This window comes from Kitasatospora sp. NBC_00070 (genome assembly GCF_045041205.1).
In the GTDB taxonomy this organism is placed as follows: domain Bacteria; phylum Actinomycetota; class Actinomycetes; order Streptomycetales; family Streptomycetaceae; genus Kitasatospora.
Window position 1 is genome coordinate 822,311 of sequence record NZ_CP108247.1, and the last position, 15,787, is coordinate 838,097.

Below are 15,787 nucleotides of genomic sequence, written 5' to 3' on the forward strand. Positions count from 1 at the left end.
CCCCCCACCGGAGGTCCCGTGTCCCTCGACCTGCACCAGACCGGCTCGGCCCGCTCCGACTTCGGCGCCCGGCTGCGCCACTGGCGACTGCTCCGCGGGCTCAGCCAGGCCGAGCTGGGCCGCCGGCTCGGCTACGACGACTCGCACATCAGCCGGGTGGAGAACACCCGACGCTGGCCGCCCGCCGGGATGGCCGAGCGCCTGGACGAACTCCTCGACACCGCAGGCGAGTTGGCCGAGATCTGGCCGCAGGTGGAGCGGGAGCGCCGACGGCTGGCCCGGTACGGCCGACCGGCCGGCGCCACCCCGGGCCCGGACACCCTGGAGCAGTTGCTCACCGCCTACCGGGCGGCCGCCCACGCGGTCGGCGGCCACGCCCTGGTGGACGTCCTGGAGCAGCACACCCGACTGGCGGCCCGTCAGCAGCGCACCGCCCCCTCGGCCGAACGGGCCCGGCTCGGCTCGCTCGCCGCCCGCTACGCCGAGCTCGCGGGCTGGGCCCGGTTCGACCGGCTGGAGTACGGGCGGGCGCTCGCCTGGTACGACTGCGGCCGGGAGTGGGCCGCGCTGGCGGGCGACCCGGCGGGGGTGGCGCTGCTGCTGGCCCGGCAGAGCGCGGTGCACTGGGCCTGCGGGGACTCGGCCGCCGCGCTCGGCACGGCCGACGCCTCGTACCGGCAGGCGGTGCTGGCCGGACGGCCCGCCACGCAGGCCCGCGCGCTGCTGGCCCGGGCCCGGGGACACGCGCTGGCCGGCGACCGCCGGGAGGCGGAACGCGCCCTGGAGGAGGCCGCCCGGCTGACCGGGTCCGACCCGACCGCCGAGGCCGGGACCCGGCTGCTGCTGGTGCACGGCACCTGCCACCGCGACCTGGCCGTCCGGACCGGCCACCGGGCGCACGCCCGGCTGGCGGCCGTCGGCCTGGCCGAGGCGCTGGACCGGCTGCCGCCGGAACAGCAGCACTACCGGGCCCTGGTGACGGCCCGGCTGGCCGGGGCGCACGTCTGGGCCGGCCGGCCGGAGGCGGCCGGCACCGTACTGGCCCGGGTGCCGACGGGGGCCGGCCGGGTCGCGCTGGAGCGCCGCCAGTCCGAGCGCTGGCTGTCCAGGCACCACGGCTGACGGCCCCTCCGCCGAGGGCGGAGGGGCCGGACCGGGCGCAGTCAGAGCGTCGCGGCCGCCGCCGTGATCGCCGCCGCGTAGGTGCTCACCTGGGTGTACACCCCGGGCAGCCCTGGCCGGGCGCAGCCCTCGCCCCAGCTGGTGATGCCGACCTGGATCCAGTTGTTCGCGGAGTCCCGGCGGAACATCGGGCCACCCGAGTCGCCCTGGCAGGTGTCCACCCCGCCGTTGGCCAGGTTGCCCGCGCAGAGCGAGGCACCGGTGACCAGGCCGGAGTAGGCCGAGGCGCAGTTCGCGTCACTGACGAACGGGACGTTCGCCTTCAGCAGGTACCGCTGCTGGCCGCCGCCCTCGGTGGCGGCGCCCCAGCCCGCCACCGTGAAGGTGCCGCTGTCGTACGCGGTGCTGCCCGCGATCGGCAGCGTGCCGACGGCGGTGCTGGTGACCGGCGAGGCGAGCTTGATCAGGGCCCAGTCCTTGCCGTTCTCGGCACCGGTGAAGCCCGGGGCCCGGTACACCTTGCTGGACTTGACCTTGATCGCGCTGCCGCTGTTCAGGTCCACCACGCCCAGGGTGGCGGTGATGCTGGTGGTGTTCCCGCTGGCGCCGACACAGTGCGCGGCGGTGAGCACGATCTGCTTGGTGAGCAGCGCGCCGCCGCAGCCCATCGAGAGCCGGACCATGAACGGGAACTCACCCTGCGCGGCCCGGGTGCCGCCGACCACGCTCGGGGTCACCTCCCCGGCCTGGGCGGGCAGCACCAGGCTGCCGGTCGCGAGCAGGGCGCCCGCCGCGAGCGTGCTCCACCGTGCCAGTTGACGCTTCATCAGGTACCTCCGAAGTGGGGGTCGGGAGGGCCCCAGCTTCCTTGTCGGAGCACCGTCAGCGGCAGGGGTGCGAATCTGCCACCGGGAACTGGCAGAAGCGCCGCCGACGGCGGAGGATCGGGGCGTGGACACCGAAACCCCGGTCGAGCTCAGGCTCGGCACCGCCCGTGGCCGCTGGGTGCTCGCGGCCACCGCCCTCGGCTCCGGCATGGCGATGCTCGACGGCACGGTGGTCAACGTCGCGCTGCCGACCATCGGCGCCGACCTGGGTGCCTCGATGGCCGCGTTGCAGTGGACGGTCAACGCCTATCTGCTCACCCTGGCCGGGCTGATCCTGCTGGGCGGCTCGCTCGGCGACCGGTACGGCCGCCGCCGGGTCTTCCTGGTCGGCGTCGGCTGGTTCGCGCTGGCCTCCGCGGTCTGCGCGTTCGCGCCCAACGTCGAGCTGCTGATCGCCGCCCGTGCCCTCCAGGGCATCGGCGGCGCGCTCCTGACGCCGGGTTCGCTGGCCATGCTGCAGGCCTCGTTCCACCCGGACGACCGCTCCGGCGCGGTCGGCGTCTGGTCCGGCCTCGGCGGGGTCGGCGCGGCCGCCGGTCCGTTCCTCGGCGGCTGGCTGGTGGAGGGTCCCGGCTGGCGCTGGGTCTTCCTGCTGAACCTGCCGCTGGCGGCCCTGGTGACCTTCGTGACGGTCCGTCACGTCCCGGAGAGCAGGGACGAGGGCGCCAGCGGCCGGTTCGACGTCGCCGGCGCGGCGCTCGCCGCCCTCTCCCTGGCCGGCATCACCTACGCGCTGACCGCCGGGCTGCACGGCCTGTCACTGCTCCACGGCCCGGCCGGCCTGCTGCTCGGCGTGGCCTTCGTCCTGGTGGAACGGCGCAGCGCCGAGCCGATGATGCCGCTCTCGCTGTTCTCGTCCCGGCTGTTCTCCGCCGTCAACCTGGTCACGCTCTGCGTGTACGCGGCGTTCAGCGGGGTCTTCCTGCTGCTGATGGTGCAGCTCCAGACCGTCTCCGGCTTCGCCCCGCTGACCGCCGGGGTGGCGCTGCTGCCGATCACGCTGCTGATGCTCGCCCTCTCCGGCCGGGCGGGCCGGTTCGGGCACCGGGTCGGGCCCCGACTGCCGCTCAGCCTCGGCCCGTTGATCTGCGCGGCCGGGGTCCTGCTGCTGCTCCGGATCGGCCCCGGCGCCTCGTACTGGACCGAGGTGCTGCCCGCCGTCACCGTGCTCGGCTCCGGCATGACCCTGTTGGTCGCCCCGCTGACCGCCACCGTGCTGGCCGCCGTCGAGGTCCGGCACGCCGGGATCGCCAGCGGGGTCAACAACGCCGCCGCCCGGGCGGCCGGCCTGCTCTCGGTGGCCGCCCTCCCCGCGCTGGCCGGTCTGACCGGTGACGCGTACCTGGACCCGGTCCAGGTCGACCACGCCTTCCACACCTCGATGCTGGCCTGCGCCGGCCTGCTGGGCCTGGGGGCACTGGTCTCGCTGCTCACCGTCCCGCGCACCGCCCTGACGCCGGAGCACCCGATCGCCGAGCCCACCTGCGAGTGGTACTGCGACGGCACCGCCCCGCCGATCGACTCCGGACCGGACAGCGCCGCCTAGCTCCGCACCTGGACAGCGGAACGGCCGTGCCGCGACCCGCCCCGAAGGGCGGGTCGCGGCACGGCCGTTCGTTCCGGCGCCCCGTTACAGGATGTCGCCCGGGGTGTACTTCGCGGCGGCCGGGTGGGCGGCGGCCACGGCCTCGATCCGGCGGACCACCTCGGCCACCTGGGCACCGGCCGCGCCGGTGAAGGACAGCCGGTCGGCGAGCAGCGCGTCCAGCCCGGCCCGGTCGAGCGGGATCCGCTCGTCGGCGGCCAGCTTGTCGAGCAGCGCGTTCTCCCGGGCGCCCTCGCGCATCGCGAGCGCGGCGGCGACCGCGTGCTCCTTGATCACCTCGTGCGCGGTCTCCCGGCCGACGCCCGCCCGCACCGCGCCCATCAGGACCTTGGTGGTGGCCAGGAACGGCAGGTAGCGGTCCAGCTCGGCCTCGATCACGGCCGGGAAGGCGCCGAACTCGTCGAGCACCGTCAGGAAGGTCTCCAACAGGCCGTCGAAGGCGAAGAACGCGTCCGGCAGCGCGACCCGGCGCACCACCGAGCAGGAGACGTCGCCCTCGTTCCACTGGTCGCCGCCCAGCTCCGCGGTCATCGAGGCGTAGCCGCGCAGGATCACGGCCAGCCCGTTGACGCGCTCGCAGGAGCGGGTGTTCATCTTGTGCGGCATCGCCGAGGAGCCGACCTGACCGGCCTTGAAGCCCTCGGTCACCAGCTCGTGACCGGCCATCAGACGGATCGTCTTGGCCAGGCTGGACGGCGCGGCGGAGAGCTGCACCAGGGCGGTGGTGACCTCGAAGTCCAGCGAGCGGGGGTAGACCTGGCCGACGCTGGTGAAGACGTTCTCGAAGCCGAGGTGACCGGCCACCCGCTGCTCCAGCTCGGCCAGCTTGGCGGCGTCGCCACCGAGCAGGTCCAGCATGTCCTGGGCGGTGCCGACCGGGCCCTTGATCCCGCGCAGCGGGTACCGGGCGATCAGCTCCTCCAGCCGGGCGAAGGCGACCAGCAGCTCGTCGGCGACGGTCGCGAACCGCTTGCCGAGCGTGGTGGCCTGGGCGGCGACGTTGTGCGAACGGCCGGCCATCACCAGCTCGCCGTACTGGGCGGACAGCGCACCGAGCCGGACCAGTACGGCCACCGTACGGTCCCGGACGTGCTCCAGGGACTGCCGGATCTGCAGCTGCTCGACGTTCTCGGTGAGGTCCCGGGAGGTCATGCCCTTGTGGATCTGCTCGTGCCCGGCGAGCTCGCTGAACTCCTCGATCCGGGCCTTGACGTCGTGCCGGGTGACCCGCTCACGGGCGGCGATCGAGCCCAGGTCGACCTGGTCGATCACCCGCTCGTAGTCGGCCACGGCATCGGCCGGCACCTCGATGCCGAGGTCCTGCTGAGCCTTCAGGACGGCGAGCCACAGGTGGCGCTCGAGGACCACCTTGTGCTCGGGGGACCACAGCTGGGCCAGGGTCGCCGAAGCGTACCGGGAGGCCAGGACATTGGGGATCTGGGGCTTCGCGCTCACGCTTCGCAAGCCTAACAGTCCAGGTCAGCCCGGACCGCAGCGGGCTCGGCCGAGCAGGTCGGGCCGAGCCCGCCGGGCTCAGGCGAACCGCGAACTGCGCACCGGACCCGAGGAGCGGATCCGGTCCCGCGGGCCGCGCGCCCAGCCTCCGGCCGCCCGGGCGGCGAACGCGGCCAGGGCCTCGTCCGGGTCGGCCGGGCTCGCTCCGTCGCCCTCCTGCGGGACCGGATCGGCCGCCAGGATCGCCTCGGCGAGCTCCTCGGCCGAGCGCCCGTCGGGCTCCGACCGCTGCTCCTCGCCGTCCTCGGTGAACGCCAGGCCCGGCTCCCAGGGCGCGACCACGGTCTGCACCAGCAGGGTGCAGACGTCCGCCGTCACGCCGGGCGTATCGGTCCAGCAGGTCGCGTGCTCGAAGAGCAGCTCGCCCTCGGCCCGGTCCCGCAGGCCGGCCACCTCCTGGGGGTCGCACTCGTTCAGGTCGTACGCGACGACGAGCACGTCCGGGGTGCCCGGCCGGTACGGGGCCGCCGGGACACCGAGCAGGCGGGCCGCCGCCAGGCCGAGCGCCCGGCTGCCGCGGTCCGACAGCAGGCCGACCGACCCGGGCGCGCGACCGGCCGCCGCCAGGACCGTCCGCAGCCGCTCCAGGCCGTACCGGCAGGAGTCGAAGTCGTCCTGCAGGTACGCCCAGCGGCCGGTCATACCCTGGTCGAAGCCGTGCGGCGAGAGCGTGGTGAGCAGCCCGCCGGTCAGCACGTGGTGCCAGCCGCGGAGGTCCCGGTCGTCCACCGGTGGCACGGCCGCCGCCCGGTCGAGCATCCGCCCGACCCGTTCGCCGGGCCCCACCCACATCCCCTCGGGCGCCGACAAGGCGTCGAACACCTCCCTGGCGACCGCGGTCCGACCGCTCATCAGGGCGTTGTAGACCGTCAGACAGCGGTCCGGCCAGTCGCCCAGCAGGGCGTCGTGCTCGCGCAGCACCGCCAGCGCCTCGGGGTGCCGCTCGCCGTCCTCCAGGGCGGACACCAGCTCCGCCAGGACCCGACGGGGCGTCAGCTCCCGGGAGCCCGACCGCTTGGTCCGGCGGCGGAACAGGCCGGTGCGCTGCGGCGCGCCCGGTGCCAGGGACAGCCGGAGCGCCTCCCCCAGGGCGGGCACGGCCAGCGCGGCGACACCGCGTTCGACGCAGGCGTAGCCGAACCGGTAGAGCCCCTCGACGTCCCCGGGCCCGGCCGACAGCGCTGCCGAAGCCTCGGCGAGGTCGGTGAAGCCGGCACCTTCGGCCAGCTTCGCCACCAGCGGCGCGATCTCCGCGGGCGTCAGCCCGTCGGCGGCGAACCGCAGCGCCCGGATCGACCCTTGCGGGTCGCCGGCCTCGAAGAGCTTCCAGGCTTCGGACAGTTCGGTGGTCATGGGTCTCCGGTGATCGGGGAGGTCGGGTCCCCAGGATGATCGCCGACACCCCGGCAGCTCGACAACCGGGTTTCACCCCAGCCCGGGCGCCGTCCTGACGGTCGGTCTAGGCGGTGAGCAGCGGCAGGACCTGCTTGCACAAGCCCTCCAGCGCGACCCGCTGCTCGGCCGAGAGCGAGCCGAACGCGCGGTGGGCCCGGGCCATGTCGTCGCGGACCCGGGTCAGGACCTGGCGGCCCGGTTCGGTGATGGTCACGATCTTCACCCGCCGGTCGCCCGGGGCGGCCTCGCGGTGGGCCAGGCCGAGCCCTTCGAGGCGGTCGACGATGCCGGTGACGTTCGAGGCGTCGCAGCCCAGCCGTCCGGCCAGGGCCCGCATCGGGACCGGCTCCTGGACGGCCTTGAGCGCCTTGGCCTGGGAGGAGCTCAGCCCGTGCCGGGCGGCGGCGGCCGCGAAGTCCTGGAAGTAGGCGGCGCCGACGGCGGCGACGGCCTCCATCAGGTCGACCGTGGAGGGAGCGGTGGTGGTGCCCATGGGGATCAGGGTACGCACAGGTGCTTCAGTTCCTCCAGTTTCGACCTTGTCAAGGGTCGTCCGGCGCCCCGGTCAGAGCACCAGCTGCTCGAACAGCCGGCGCAGCTCGGCCTCCGGGTCGGCGGTCAGCCCGGTGTGCACCGGCCCCGGCTGGACCACCGCGCTGCGCGGCGCGGTCAGCCAGCGGAACCGCTGCCCCGGGCTGTCCCCCGCCGCCGGACCCGCCTGGTCGCCGCCCGCGCAGACCGCCTCGATCCCGTACAGCGCGCGCCGGACCCCGGCCACGTCCGCCACCGGGTCCAGCGCCAGCAGCCTGGCCTGGTCCAGGTGCGTCCTGGCCGCCAGGTGGGCGGTCTGCCGGCAGTACAGCAGCACCCCGATGTTGATGCACTCGCCGCGCTCGACCCGGGGCACCGCCCGGATCACCGCGTACTCGTAGTCGTGCCGCACCGCCGTCACGCCGCCACCTCCGGGAGCCAGCCGTGCCGTCCGGCCAGCCGGGCGGTCAGCTGCTCCAGGTACGCCGCCCGGACGTCCGCCGGGGTGTCGAAGCCCGGCTCGTCGGTCAGCCACTCGTCCGGGACCGCCGCCACCGCCTTCGCCACTGCCGCCTCCGCCGACGGGGCGAGCGCCTCGTCGGCCGCCTTCAGGTCGGGCGCCGCGCGCAGCAGCGCGTGGTCACCGGCGTCGTACGGCCGGCTCACCCAGTTCGCCGCCCCGGGCCAGTGGTGATGGAAGATCAGGCTGGCGCCGTGGTCGATCAGCCGCAGGCCGCCGGTGGCGACCAGCAGGTTGGGGTTGCGCCAGGACCGGTCGACGTTGCCGATCAGCGCGTCGAACCAGAGCACCCGCCCGGCGAGTCCGGGGTCCACCTCGAAGCAGAGCGGGTCGAAGTTGAGCGCCCCGCTGACGAACGCCATCCCGAGGTTCACCCCGCCGCTGGCCCTGATCTGCTCCTGGATCTGCACCTCGGGCTCGCTCCTGGCCAGCACCGGGTCCAGGTCCAGCCGGACCAGCTCGGGCACCGGGAGCCCGAGGCCGCGCCCCAGCTCCCCCGCCAGCACCTCGGCGACCAGCGCCTTCCGGCCCTGGGCCGCACCGGACCACTTGAGCACGTACAGCCGATGGTCGTCGGCCTCGACCAGGCCCGGCATCGAGCCGCCTTCTCTGAGTGGCGTCACGTACCGGACCGCCGTCACCTCTGGGAGCACCACGCCACCCTAGCTCCAGCGGTCCGGTGGCAGACCGTCACACCCCGTGCGAGGGTGGCGAACAGGTGCCCCCCGTGTTCGAAGGACGGCTCGACCCCAGCACAGGTAAGGGATGGACGATGGCACGACCTCGAATCCTGATCGTCGGCGGCGGTTTCGCCGGTCTGGAGTGCGCGCGCCGACTGGAGCGCAAGCTCGCCCCCTCCGAGGCGGAGATCACCCTGGTCACGCCGTTCAACTACCAGCTCTACCTGCCGCTGCTGCCGCACGTCGCCGCCGGGGTGCTCACCCCGCAGTCGGTGGCGATCTCGCTGCGCCGCACGCTGCGCCGGACCCACATCCTGCCGGGCGGGGCGATCGGGGTGGACCCGCGCTCCAAGGTCTGCGTGGTCCGCAAGATCACCGACGAGGTGGTGGCGGAGCGGTACGACCAACTGGTGCTCGCCCCCGGCAGCGTGACCCGGACCTTCGACATCCCCGGGCTGCCCGACTACGCCCGGGGGATGAAGACACTGGCCGAGGCGACCTACGTCCGCGACCACGTGATCGCCCAGCTCGACCTGGCCTCGGCCACCCTGGACCAGCACGAGCGGGAGTCCCGGCTGCAGTTCGTGGTGGTCGGCGGCGGCTACGCCGGCACCGAGACGGCGGCCTGCCTGCAGCGGCTGACCACCGCAGCCAGCAAGCGCTACCCCCGGCTGGACCCGCGCCTGATCAAGTGGCACCTGATCGACATCGCGCCGAAGCTGATGCCCGAGCTGGGCGACAAGCTCGGCACCACCGCGCTCCAAGTGCTACGGGCCCGCGGCGTGGAGGTCTCGCTCGGCGTCTCGGTGGCCGAAGTCGGCGCCGAGACGGTCAAGTTCACCGACGGCCGGGTGCTTCCCAGCCGGACCCTGATCTGGACCGCCGGGGTGGCGGCCAGCCCGCTGATCGGCACCCTGGACGCGGAGACCGTCCGGGGCCGGGTCGCGGTCACCGCCGAGATGCGGATCCCGCAGTTCGAGGGCGTCTACGCGCTCGGCGACGCGGCGGCCGTGCCTGACCTGGCCAAGGGCGACGGCGCGGTCTGCCCGCCGACCGCCCAGCACTCCGCACGGCAGGGCAAGGCGGTGGCCGACAACGTGGTGGCCGCGCTGCGCAACCAGCCGCTGGAGCCGTACTACCACAAGGACCTCGGGCTGGTGGTGGACCTCGGCGGCAAGGACGCCGTCTCCAAGCCACTCGGCATCGAACTCAAGGGCGTGCCCGCCCAGTTGGTGGCCCGCGGCTACCACATCATGGCGATGCGCTCGAACGCCGCGAAGTTCCGGGTCGGCGCCAACTGGGTGCTGAACGCCACCGCCGGGGACGACTTCGTCCGCACCGGCTTCCTCGCCCGGCAGCCCGCCCGGCTGCGCGACTTCGAGTACACCGACGCCTACCTGACCAAGGATCAGGTCCGCGAGCACGCCCAGGCCCTGCTGGCCAAGGGCTGAGAACGACCCGCAGGACGACGCTCCCGCCCGGGGTCCGGGCGGGAGCGTCGGTCCGTCAGATCTCGTCGTAGTAGCGGCGCTCCTGCACCACCGGGGCCTCCACCGAGCGGCCGCCGAGCAGGCGGCGCCGCCGGTAGACCCTGGCGTACACGACCAGACCGAGCAGGCCCGCGATCATCAGGATCACGCCGACCATGTCCAGGTTGACGCCGGACAGTTGCCAGTCCACGCCGAAGGTCAGGATCGCACCCAGTGCGAACAGACCGATGCAACCACCGATACCCATCGGCTTCTCCCTCCGAAGCACGGCACCGCACCCTCCCGGCACGGCACCGCCGGAGCGTCTACCCGCTTCTTGACCGCTCACCCGGGCCGAGCGGCTCCGGGTCCGGCCGTTGAGCAACGGCCGTGCCCGGAGCGGGTGTTGAGTGGTGGGCTACTTGGCGACCAGGTACATCCCGGCGGCGTCCTGACCGGCGGTGTTGCGGCAGGACTGGTCGCCGGTGGGCTTGGCCCAGACCAGCGCGAGGCAGCGGCCGAGGGCGAGCTGACCGTAGTAGTTCGGGTGCATCGACTCCCGGACGTCGCCCTGCGAGGCGCTCAGACCGGCGTCCACGAACCGGGCCCACTCGCTGGTGGTGGCGCTCGGCGCGCTGCTCGAGGTGGCCTGCTTGGTGGCCTTGGAGCAGACCTCGCGGCCGGCCATCATGTCGCGCAGGTCCAGGAACTGCACGCCCTTCGCCTTGGCGACCTTGCCCAGCTCGTTGGAGATCTGCGGCACCAGGGTGTTCCGGGCCCAGTCCGCGTCACCGTTCCAGAACGGGCAGCCGCCGGTGTCGGCGCGGCTCCAGCCGCTCTCGGGGTAGCGCATGTCCGCACCGCGCGGGATCGGCGAGGGGTAGGACTGCAGCACGATCCGGTACGAGGAGGACGAGTAGCCGGCCGCCGTCATCACCGCGCGGATCTCGTCGATCGACTTGCCGACGCCCGCCATCGCGGCGGGCATCCGGGAGTTGACCGCCTCCTGCTGGTCGTCGTAGCAGTACGAGTACCAGATCAGGTAGTCCTTGACGCAGGTCTCGATCACGTCGGCGAAGCCGAGGTCGTTGCCGCCGATCGACAGCGTGATCAGCTTGACGTCGTTGGCGGCCGCGACGGCGGCCAGCTGGTCGGCCTGCGGCAGCTCGCCCTTGTAGGACTGGCCGCCGTTGCTCGCCCGGAACACGTTGGCGCTGACCGCGCCCGAGCAGGCCAGGTTGATCTGGGTCTGGGCGATGCCGGTGGCGCTGCGCACCTCGGCCACGTCCGAACGGTCGCACCCGTTCGCGTAGCTGCTGCCGTAGGCCCGGCTCGGATCGTACGAACTCCCGGTCCAGGCCCGGTCGGTACCGGCCCGGCTGCCCGAGGTGGTGAGGCTGTTGCCCTTCCAGCGCCCGGCCTCGCCGGAGATGTAACTGTCCCCCAGCGTGACGCTGGCGGTCGGGCCCGTGGCGGCCTGGGCGGGGGTGGCCAGGGCCAGCAGCGGGGCGGTCAGCGCGGCTGCGGCCAGCACGGTGACGGCTCTTCCGGTGACACGGCGGGTGACGCTTCGACAGCTTTCGAGCACGGCGAAACTCCTGCGAACGGCCTCCCGATGAGTGGGGTCGGAAGGCGCGGGTGAGGGTGGGCCGCCGGCCGGTGGCGCGATGAATGTGACATGCCCACCGTTGTTACCGCTAGGTATCCGACCGGAGTTTCTTCCACGACCTGTGCCGGGTGACGGCTCGACCACACCCGGTGCACGGCTCCCGCGCCCGCCGCCGTCAGGTCAGCCGGGAGCCCGCCCGGGCCGGGAGCAGCACCGCTGCCAGGTCGGCCGCCAGCGCCGGGGCCAGCTCGGCCGGGAGGGTGGCCACCGTGAGCCGGACGGCCGGTGGCGACTGCAGGCGGAACCGGGCGCCGGGCGCCGCCACCCAGCCCCGCTGGGCCAGCCCGGCGAGCACGCCGGACTCCTCGGGCACGGGCACCCAGACGTTCAGCCCGCTGGCGCCGTGCGCGGTGACGCCGTGCCCGGCCAGCGCGGTCAGCACCGCCTCCCGGCGGGCCCGGTAGACGCCCGCCACCGTCGCGACCGGAGCCGCGTCGGTGCGCCAGAGCTCCGCCACGGTGCGCTGGAGCAGCAGGCTGACCCAGCCGCTGTCCAGCCGCTGACGGCCCAGCACCCGCCCGATGGTGGTCTCGTCCCCGGTCACCACGGCGACCCGCAGGTCGGGACCGTACGCCTTCGCCGCCGAGCGGACCACCGCCCAGTGCGGGGTGTCGGCGGTGGCCAGCGCCTGGTAGGGCTGGTCCACGATGCCGTGCCCGTGGTCGTCCTCGATCACCAGCGTGCCGGGGTACCGGGCCAGCACCACCCGGAGCTCGGCCGCCCGGGCGGGGGTGATCGCGGCGCCGGTCGGATTCTGCGCCCGGACGGTGATCACCACGGCCCGGGCACCGGCGGCCAGCGCGGCGGCCAGCGACTCGGGCAGCGGGCCCTCGTCGTCCAGCCGGACGGGGGCCGGGCGCAGCCCGAGCGCGGGCAGCTGGTCCAGCAGGCTGCCCCAGCCCGGGTCCTCCACGGCCACCGGATCACCGGGCCGCAGCGCGGAGTTGAGCAACCGTCCGATGGTGTCCAGGGCGCCGGAGCAGACCGCGAGCGCGCCGTCGGGGACGCCGTCGGCCAGGAAGCCCGCCCGGGCCGACGCGAGCAGCTCGGGGTCGGCGACGGCGTGCCCGTACAGCACCGGGTCCGCGTCGCCGGTGGCGGCCGCGCGGGCCACGGCGGGGCCCAGCGCGGGCAGCAGGGCCGGATCGGGGTTGCCGTCGGCGAGGTTCCTGGCACCGGGCGGGACCGGGGTCGGCAGCAGGTCCCGCGGGCTGGTGACCGGCCGGGGCAGCACCCGACTGCCGCGGCGCCCAGCGGTCTCGATCACGCCCCGGTCGCGCAGCAGCCGGTAGGCGGCGGCCACCGTGTTGGGGTTCACCCCGAGCTCGGCCGCCAGGTCGCGCAGCGGCGGCAGCGCCGCCCCCGGCGGCAGCCGGCCCGAGCTGACGGACTCCTCGATGTCGGCGGCGATCTCACTGGCACGGCGACCTTTGATCAGATACTCTCCTAGCACAAAGACGAGTATGCACTAGTACATAGAGGTTGTCATGTCGGACACGGCTTCGTACACCCGGAACGCGCGCACCACCCCGACCCGCTACCGCGACCGCGCCACCTGGGAGCGGGACGCGATCCACGCCATCCTGGACGCGGCGTACGTCTGCCACCTCGGCTTCGTCGCCGACGGTACCCCGGTGGTACTGCCGACCATCTTCGCCCGGGTCGGCGACCGCCTCTACGTGCACGGCTCCACCGGCAGCCGCCCGATGCGCGGCGCGGCGGACCCGGGCATGCCGGTCTGCGTCACCGTCACTCTGGTCGACGGACTGGTGCTGACCAAATCCGCCTTCAACCACTCCGTCAACTTCCGCTCCGTGGTGGCCCAGGGCATCGCCCGGCAGGTGACCGACCCCGAGGAGCTGGCGGTGGCGCTGGACGCGCTGGTCGACCACTGCGTCCCCGGCCGCTCCGGCGAGGTCCGCCGGCCGAACGCCAAGGAGCTGGCCAGGACCGCCGTGGTCCGGCTGGTGCTCGACGAGGTCTCGGCCAAGACCAGGGCGGACGGCGCGGACGACGACGAGGAGGACCTCGACCTGCCGTACTGGGCCGGCGTGGTCCCGGTCCGCACCGTACACGGCGCCCCGGAGCCGGACGCGAGCACCACCGTGCCGCTGCCCGCGCACCTGCAGGACTTCCGGCGCTGAGGAGGCCACCGTGCTGATCCGTTCCTGGGACCGCGGCACCGAGGCCGAGTGGCGCGGGTGGCTGGCCGACGGCCGTGACTTCGGGCTGCTGGCCGCCAACGGCACCGAGGGCCGGGGCCCGGTCCTGGTGCCGACCCACTTCCTGCTGACCGGCGACGAGATCGTGCTGCACCTCGGCGCCCCCAACCCGGTCTGGGCCGCGATCCGGGCCGACCCTCGGGTCACCCTGGCGGTCACCGACGACTACGCCTTCGCCGCCGGGGCCTGGCGGGCCGAGCCGTACGTACCGACCAGCTACTACGCCTCGGTGCACTTCTCCGCCACCGCGACGGTGGTCGAGGACGCGGCAGGCAAGGCCGTGAACGCCAGCTCGCCCACTTCGAGCCCGACTGGCCCGGGGGCTCGCCGGTGACGCCGGGTCAGGAGCCGTACGGGGGCATGCTCGCCGGCATCCGGGGCATGCGGCTCACCATCGACCGGGTGGACGCCAAGTTCAAGTACGACGACAAGAAGCCGATCGGGCAGCAGGCCGGCTTCGCCGACCGGCTGGCCGAGCGCGGCACCGGGCGGGACGCGGGGGCCAGGGCGCAGCTGCTGCGGCGCAACGCCCGGCGGGCGGGCTGCCCGCTGGGCTGACGCCCCGTCGGGTGCGGCCGGACGGGTGGTCGGCGGATACGACATCTCGTCAGATCAACGGCAGAGCGGGTGTTTTGACCGGCCGACTGGTGGAATAAGGGACAAATCCTTTCCAATCGGCCGCGCTGCTGGCCGTCGAACCCCAGGAGCGCGTCGTGTCCACCGGCTCTCCGGTCCAGCCCGCCGATCATCAGGCCCATCTGGGCCACGTGGTCTTCATCTCGGCGGCCGCCGCCATGGGCGGCTTCCTGTTCGGCTACGACAGCGCCGTGATCAACGGTGCGGTGACCGGCATCCAGAGCCACTTCGCGGTCGGCAACGGCGAGACCGCCTTCGTGGTGGCGATCGCCCTGCTCGGCTCGGCGGTCGGCGCGGTGCTGGCCGGGCGGCTGGCCGACCACCTCGGCCGGGTCCGGACGATGCTGCTGGCCGCGACGCTGTTCGCGATCAGCGGCGTCGGCTCGATGTTCCCGCCCAGCATCGAGATGCTGGGCCTGTGGCGGGTGATCGGCGGCATCGCGATCGGCATCGCCTCGGTGATCGCCCCCACCTACATCGCCGAGGTCGCCCCGACCGCCTACCGCGGCCGGCTGGCCTCCTTCCAGCAGCTCGCCATCGTGCTCGGCATCACCGTCTCCCAACTCGCCAACTGGGCGCTCAACGAGGCGGCCGGCGGCACCTCCACCGGGCACCTCGGCGGCATCCAGGCGTGGCAGTGGATGCTCGGCGTGGAGACCGTCCCGGCCCTGGTGTACGGCGTGATGGCGCTGGCCATCCCCGAGTCGCCGCGCTTCCTGATCGCCAACCGCCGGGAGGAGCAGGCCCGCAAGGTGCTGCTCGAGGTCGAGGGCGACGGCATCGACCTGGACGCCCGGGTGGCCGAGATCCGCTCCGTGCTGGACACCTCGCACAAGCCCCGGCTCAAGGACCTGCTCGGCGGCCGGTTCGGCCTGCTGCCGATCGTCTGGATCGGCATCGGCGCCTCGGTGTTCCAGCAGTTCGTCGGCATCAACGTGATCTTCTACTACTCCTCCTTCCTCTGGCAGTCGGTCGGCATCGACGAGTCCAACTCGCTGCTGATCAGCCTCTCCACCTCGGTCGTCAACGTGGTCGGCACGGTGATCGCGATCGCCCTGGTGGACCGGATCGGCCGCAAGCCGCTGGCGCTGGCCGGTTCGGCCGGCATGGCCGCCGCACTGGCCACCGCCGCCTGGGCGTTCTCCTTCCGGCACGGCACCGGCGACACCGCCACCCTGGACGACACCCACGCCACCATCGCGCTGGTCGCCGCGCACGTCTTCGTGTTCTGCTTCGCCTTCTCCTGGGGCGTGGTGGTCTGGGTGCTGCTCGGCGAGATGTTCCCCAACAAGATCCGCGCCCTCGCCCTCTCGGTGGCGGCCTCGGCCCAGTGGATCGCCAACTGGGCGATCACCGTCACCTTCCCGGACCTCTCGGACTGGAACCTCTCCGCCACCTACGTCATCTACACGGTCTTCGCGCTGCTCTCGATCCCCTTCGTGGCGTACTGCATCAAGGAGACCAAGGGCCGGAGCCTGGAGGAGATGGGCTGACCGCCCGTCAGCGGGGCGGGGCGCCGGCGCCCCGCCCCGTCC

The 15,787-nt window shown here is 73.8% G+C and carries 16 protein-coding genes; 7 read left to right on the forward strand and 9 right to left on the reverse strand.

Annotated features, from left to right (window positions below; translation table 11 throughout):
• The first annotated feature begins 18 nt into the window (after window positions 1-18).
• Window positions 19-1,122, forward strand: coding sequence for a helix-turn-helix domain-containing protein (locus OHV05_RS03790; RefSeq protein ID WP_405016329.1), 1,104 nt, complete (start codon window positions 19-21; stop codon window positions 1,120-1,122).
• Window positions 1,123-1,163: 41 nt separating this feature from the next.
• Here the strand turns inward: OHV05_RS03790 and OHV05_RS03795 are convergent, their stop codons facing one another.
• Window positions 1,164-1,949, reverse strand: a complete 786-nt coding sequence (locus tag OHV05_RS03795; protein WP_405016330.1) for a S1 family peptidase — start codon at window positions 1,947-1,949, stop codon at window positions 1,164-1,166.
• Window positions 1,950-2,073: 124 nt separating this feature from the next.
• Here OHV05_RS03795 and OHV05_RS03800 point away from each other — a divergent pair, with 124 nt between their 5' ends.
• Window positions 2,074-3,555, forward strand: a complete 1,482-nt coding sequence (locus tag OHV05_RS03800) for an MFS transporter (RefSeq protein WP_405016331.1) — start codon at window positions 2,074-2,076, stop codon at window positions 3,553-3,555.
• Window positions 3,556-3,639: 84 nt separating this feature from the next.
• Here OHV05_RS03800 and purB read toward each other — a convergent pair whose 3' ends face one another.
• From purB to OHV05_RS03825, 5 genes are all read right to left on the reverse strand, one after another.
• Entirely contained in the window at window positions 3,640-5,079 is a 1,440-nt protein-coding gene (gene purB, locus OHV05_RS03805) for an adenylosuccinate lyase (protein ID WP_405016332.1), read from the reverse strand.
• Window positions 5,080-5,148: 69 nt separating this feature from the next.
• Complete coding sequence (locus OHV05_RS03810) at window positions 5,149-6,483, reverse strand: hypothetical protein (RefSeq protein WP_405016333.1); 1,335 nt, start codon at window positions 6,481-6,483, stop codon at window positions 5,149-5,151.
• Window positions 6,484-6,589: 106 nt separating this feature from the next.
• Window positions 6,590-7,018, reverse strand: a complete 429-nt coding sequence (locus OHV05_RS03815; protein WP_405016334.1) for a MarR family winged helix-turn-helix transcriptional regulator — start codon at window positions 7,016-7,018, stop codon at window positions 6,590-6,592.
• 72 nt (window positions 7,019-7,090) lie between these two features.
• Window positions 7,091-7,477, reverse strand: coding sequence for a DUF3037 domain-containing protein (locus OHV05_RS03820; RefSeq protein WP_405016335.1), 387 nt, complete (start codon window positions 7,475-7,477; stop codon window positions 7,091-7,093).
• The gene (locus tag OHV05_RS03825) at window positions 7,474-8,229 is read right to left on the reverse strand and encodes a HipA family kinase (RefSeq protein ID WP_405021381.1); all 756 of its coding nucleotides are present in this window, start codon (window positions 8,227-8,229) and stop codon (window positions 7,474-7,476) included. Before OHV05_RS03825 ends, OHV05_RS03820 begins: the two co-directional genes overlap by 4 nt.
• A 119-nt stretch (window positions 8,230-8,348) precedes the next feature.
• Between OHV05_RS03825 and OHV05_RS03830 the strand changes: the two genes are divergently transcribed.
• On the forward strand, window positions 8,349-9,707 hold the full coding sequence (locus OHV05_RS03830) for an NAD(P)/FAD-dependent oxidoreductase (RefSeq protein ID WP_405016336.1): 1,359 nt from the start codon (window positions 8,349-8,351) through the stop codon (window positions 9,705-9,707).
• Window positions 9,708-9,762: 55 nt separating this feature from the next.
• Here the strand turns inward: OHV05_RS03830 and OHV05_RS03835 are convergent, their stop codons facing one another.
• The 3 genes from OHV05_RS03835 to OHV05_RS03845 form a co-directional block, all read right to left on the reverse strand.
• Complete coding sequence (locus OHV05_RS03835) at window positions 9,763-9,993, reverse strand: DUF6458 family protein (RefSeq protein WP_403039883.1); 231 nt, start codon at window positions 9,991-9,993, stop codon at window positions 9,763-9,765.
• A gap of 150 nt (window positions 9,994-10,143) precedes the next feature.
• Window positions 10,144-11,259 carry a GDSL-type esterase/lipase family protein gene (locus OHV05_RS03840; RefSeq protein WP_405016337.1) on the reverse strand — a complete coding sequence of 372 codons (1,116 nt, stop codon included), beginning with the start codon at window positions 11,257-11,259 and terminating at the stop codon, window positions 10,144-10,146.
• Window positions 11,260-11,509: 250 nt separating this feature from the next.
• Window positions 11,510-12,847, reverse strand: coding sequence for an aminotransferase class I/II-fold pyridoxal phosphate-dependent enzyme (locus tag OHV05_RS03845; RefSeq protein ID WP_405016338.1), 1,338 nt, complete (start codon window positions 12,845-12,847; stop codon window positions 11,510-11,512).
• Between the two features lie 34 nt (window positions 12,848-12,881).
• Here OHV05_RS03845 and OHV05_RS03850 point away from each other — a divergent pair, with 34 nt between their 5' ends.
• The 4 genes from OHV05_RS03850 to OHV05_RS03865 all read left to right on the forward strand — a co-directional run bounded on the left by OHV05_RS03850 (window position 12,882) and on the right by OHV05_RS03865 (window position 15,745).
• Window positions 12,882-13,538 (forward strand): pyridoxamine 5'-phosphate oxidase family protein, encoded by a 657-nt coding sequence (locus OHV05_RS03850; RefSeq protein ID WP_405016339.1) that lies wholly within the window; start codon window positions 12,882-12,884, stop codon window positions 13,536-13,538.
• Window positions 13,539-13,548: 10 nt separating this feature from the next.
• Window positions 13,549-13,950 (forward strand): FMN-binding negative transcriptional regulator, encoded by a 402-nt coding sequence (locus OHV05_RS03855; RefSeq protein WP_405016340.1) that lies wholly within the window; start codon window positions 13,549-13,551, stop codon window positions 13,948-13,950.
• A 26-nt stretch (window positions 13,951-13,976) separates the two neighbouring features.
• Complete coding sequence (locus OHV05_RS03860) at window positions 13,977-14,174, forward strand: hypothetical protein (protein WP_405016341.1); 198 nt, start codon at window positions 13,977-13,979, stop codon at window positions 14,172-14,174.
• Window positions 14,175-14,329: 155 nt separating this feature from the next.
• Window positions 14,330-15,745, forward strand: a complete 1,416-nt coding sequence (locus OHV05_RS03865; RefSeq protein WP_405016342.1) for a sugar porter family MFS transporter — start codon at window positions 14,330-14,332, stop codon at window positions 15,743-15,745.
• Window positions 15,746-15,787 lie beyond the last annotated feature (42 nt).

What these genes read in the sequence shown, in the direction of transcription:
- OHV05_RS03795 (WP_405016330.1), bottom strand. Translation starts at nt 1,949, where the DNA reads ATGAAGCGTCAACTGGCACGGTGGAGCACGCTCGCGGCGGGCGCCCTG.
- OHV05_RS03810 (WP_405016333.1), bottom strand. Translation starts at nt 6,483, where the DNA reads ATGACCACCGAACTGTCCGAAGCCTGGAAGCTCTTCGAGGCCGGCGAC.
- OHV05_RS03815 (WP_405016334.1), bottom strand. Translation starts at nt 7,018, where the DNA reads ATGGGCACCACCACCGCTCCCTCCACGGTCGACCTGATGGAGGCCGTC.
- OHV05_RS03830 (WP_405016336.1), top strand. Translation starts at nt 8,349, where the DNA reads ATGGCACGACCTCGAATCCTGATCGTCGGCGGCGGTTTCGCCGGTCTG.
- OHV05_RS03835 (WP_403039883.1), bottom strand. Translation starts at nt 9,993, where the DNA reads ATGGGTATCGGTGGTTGCATCGGTCTGTTCGCACTGGGTGCGATCCTG.
- OHV05_RS03850 (WP_405016339.1), top strand. Translation starts at nt 12,882, where the DNA reads ATGTCGGACACGGCTTCGTACACCCGGAACGCGCGCACCACCCCGACC.
- OHV05_RS03860 (WP_405016341.1), top strand. Translation starts at nt 13,977, where the DNA reads ATGCTCGCCGGCATCCGGGGCATGCGGCTCACCATCGACCGGGTGGAC.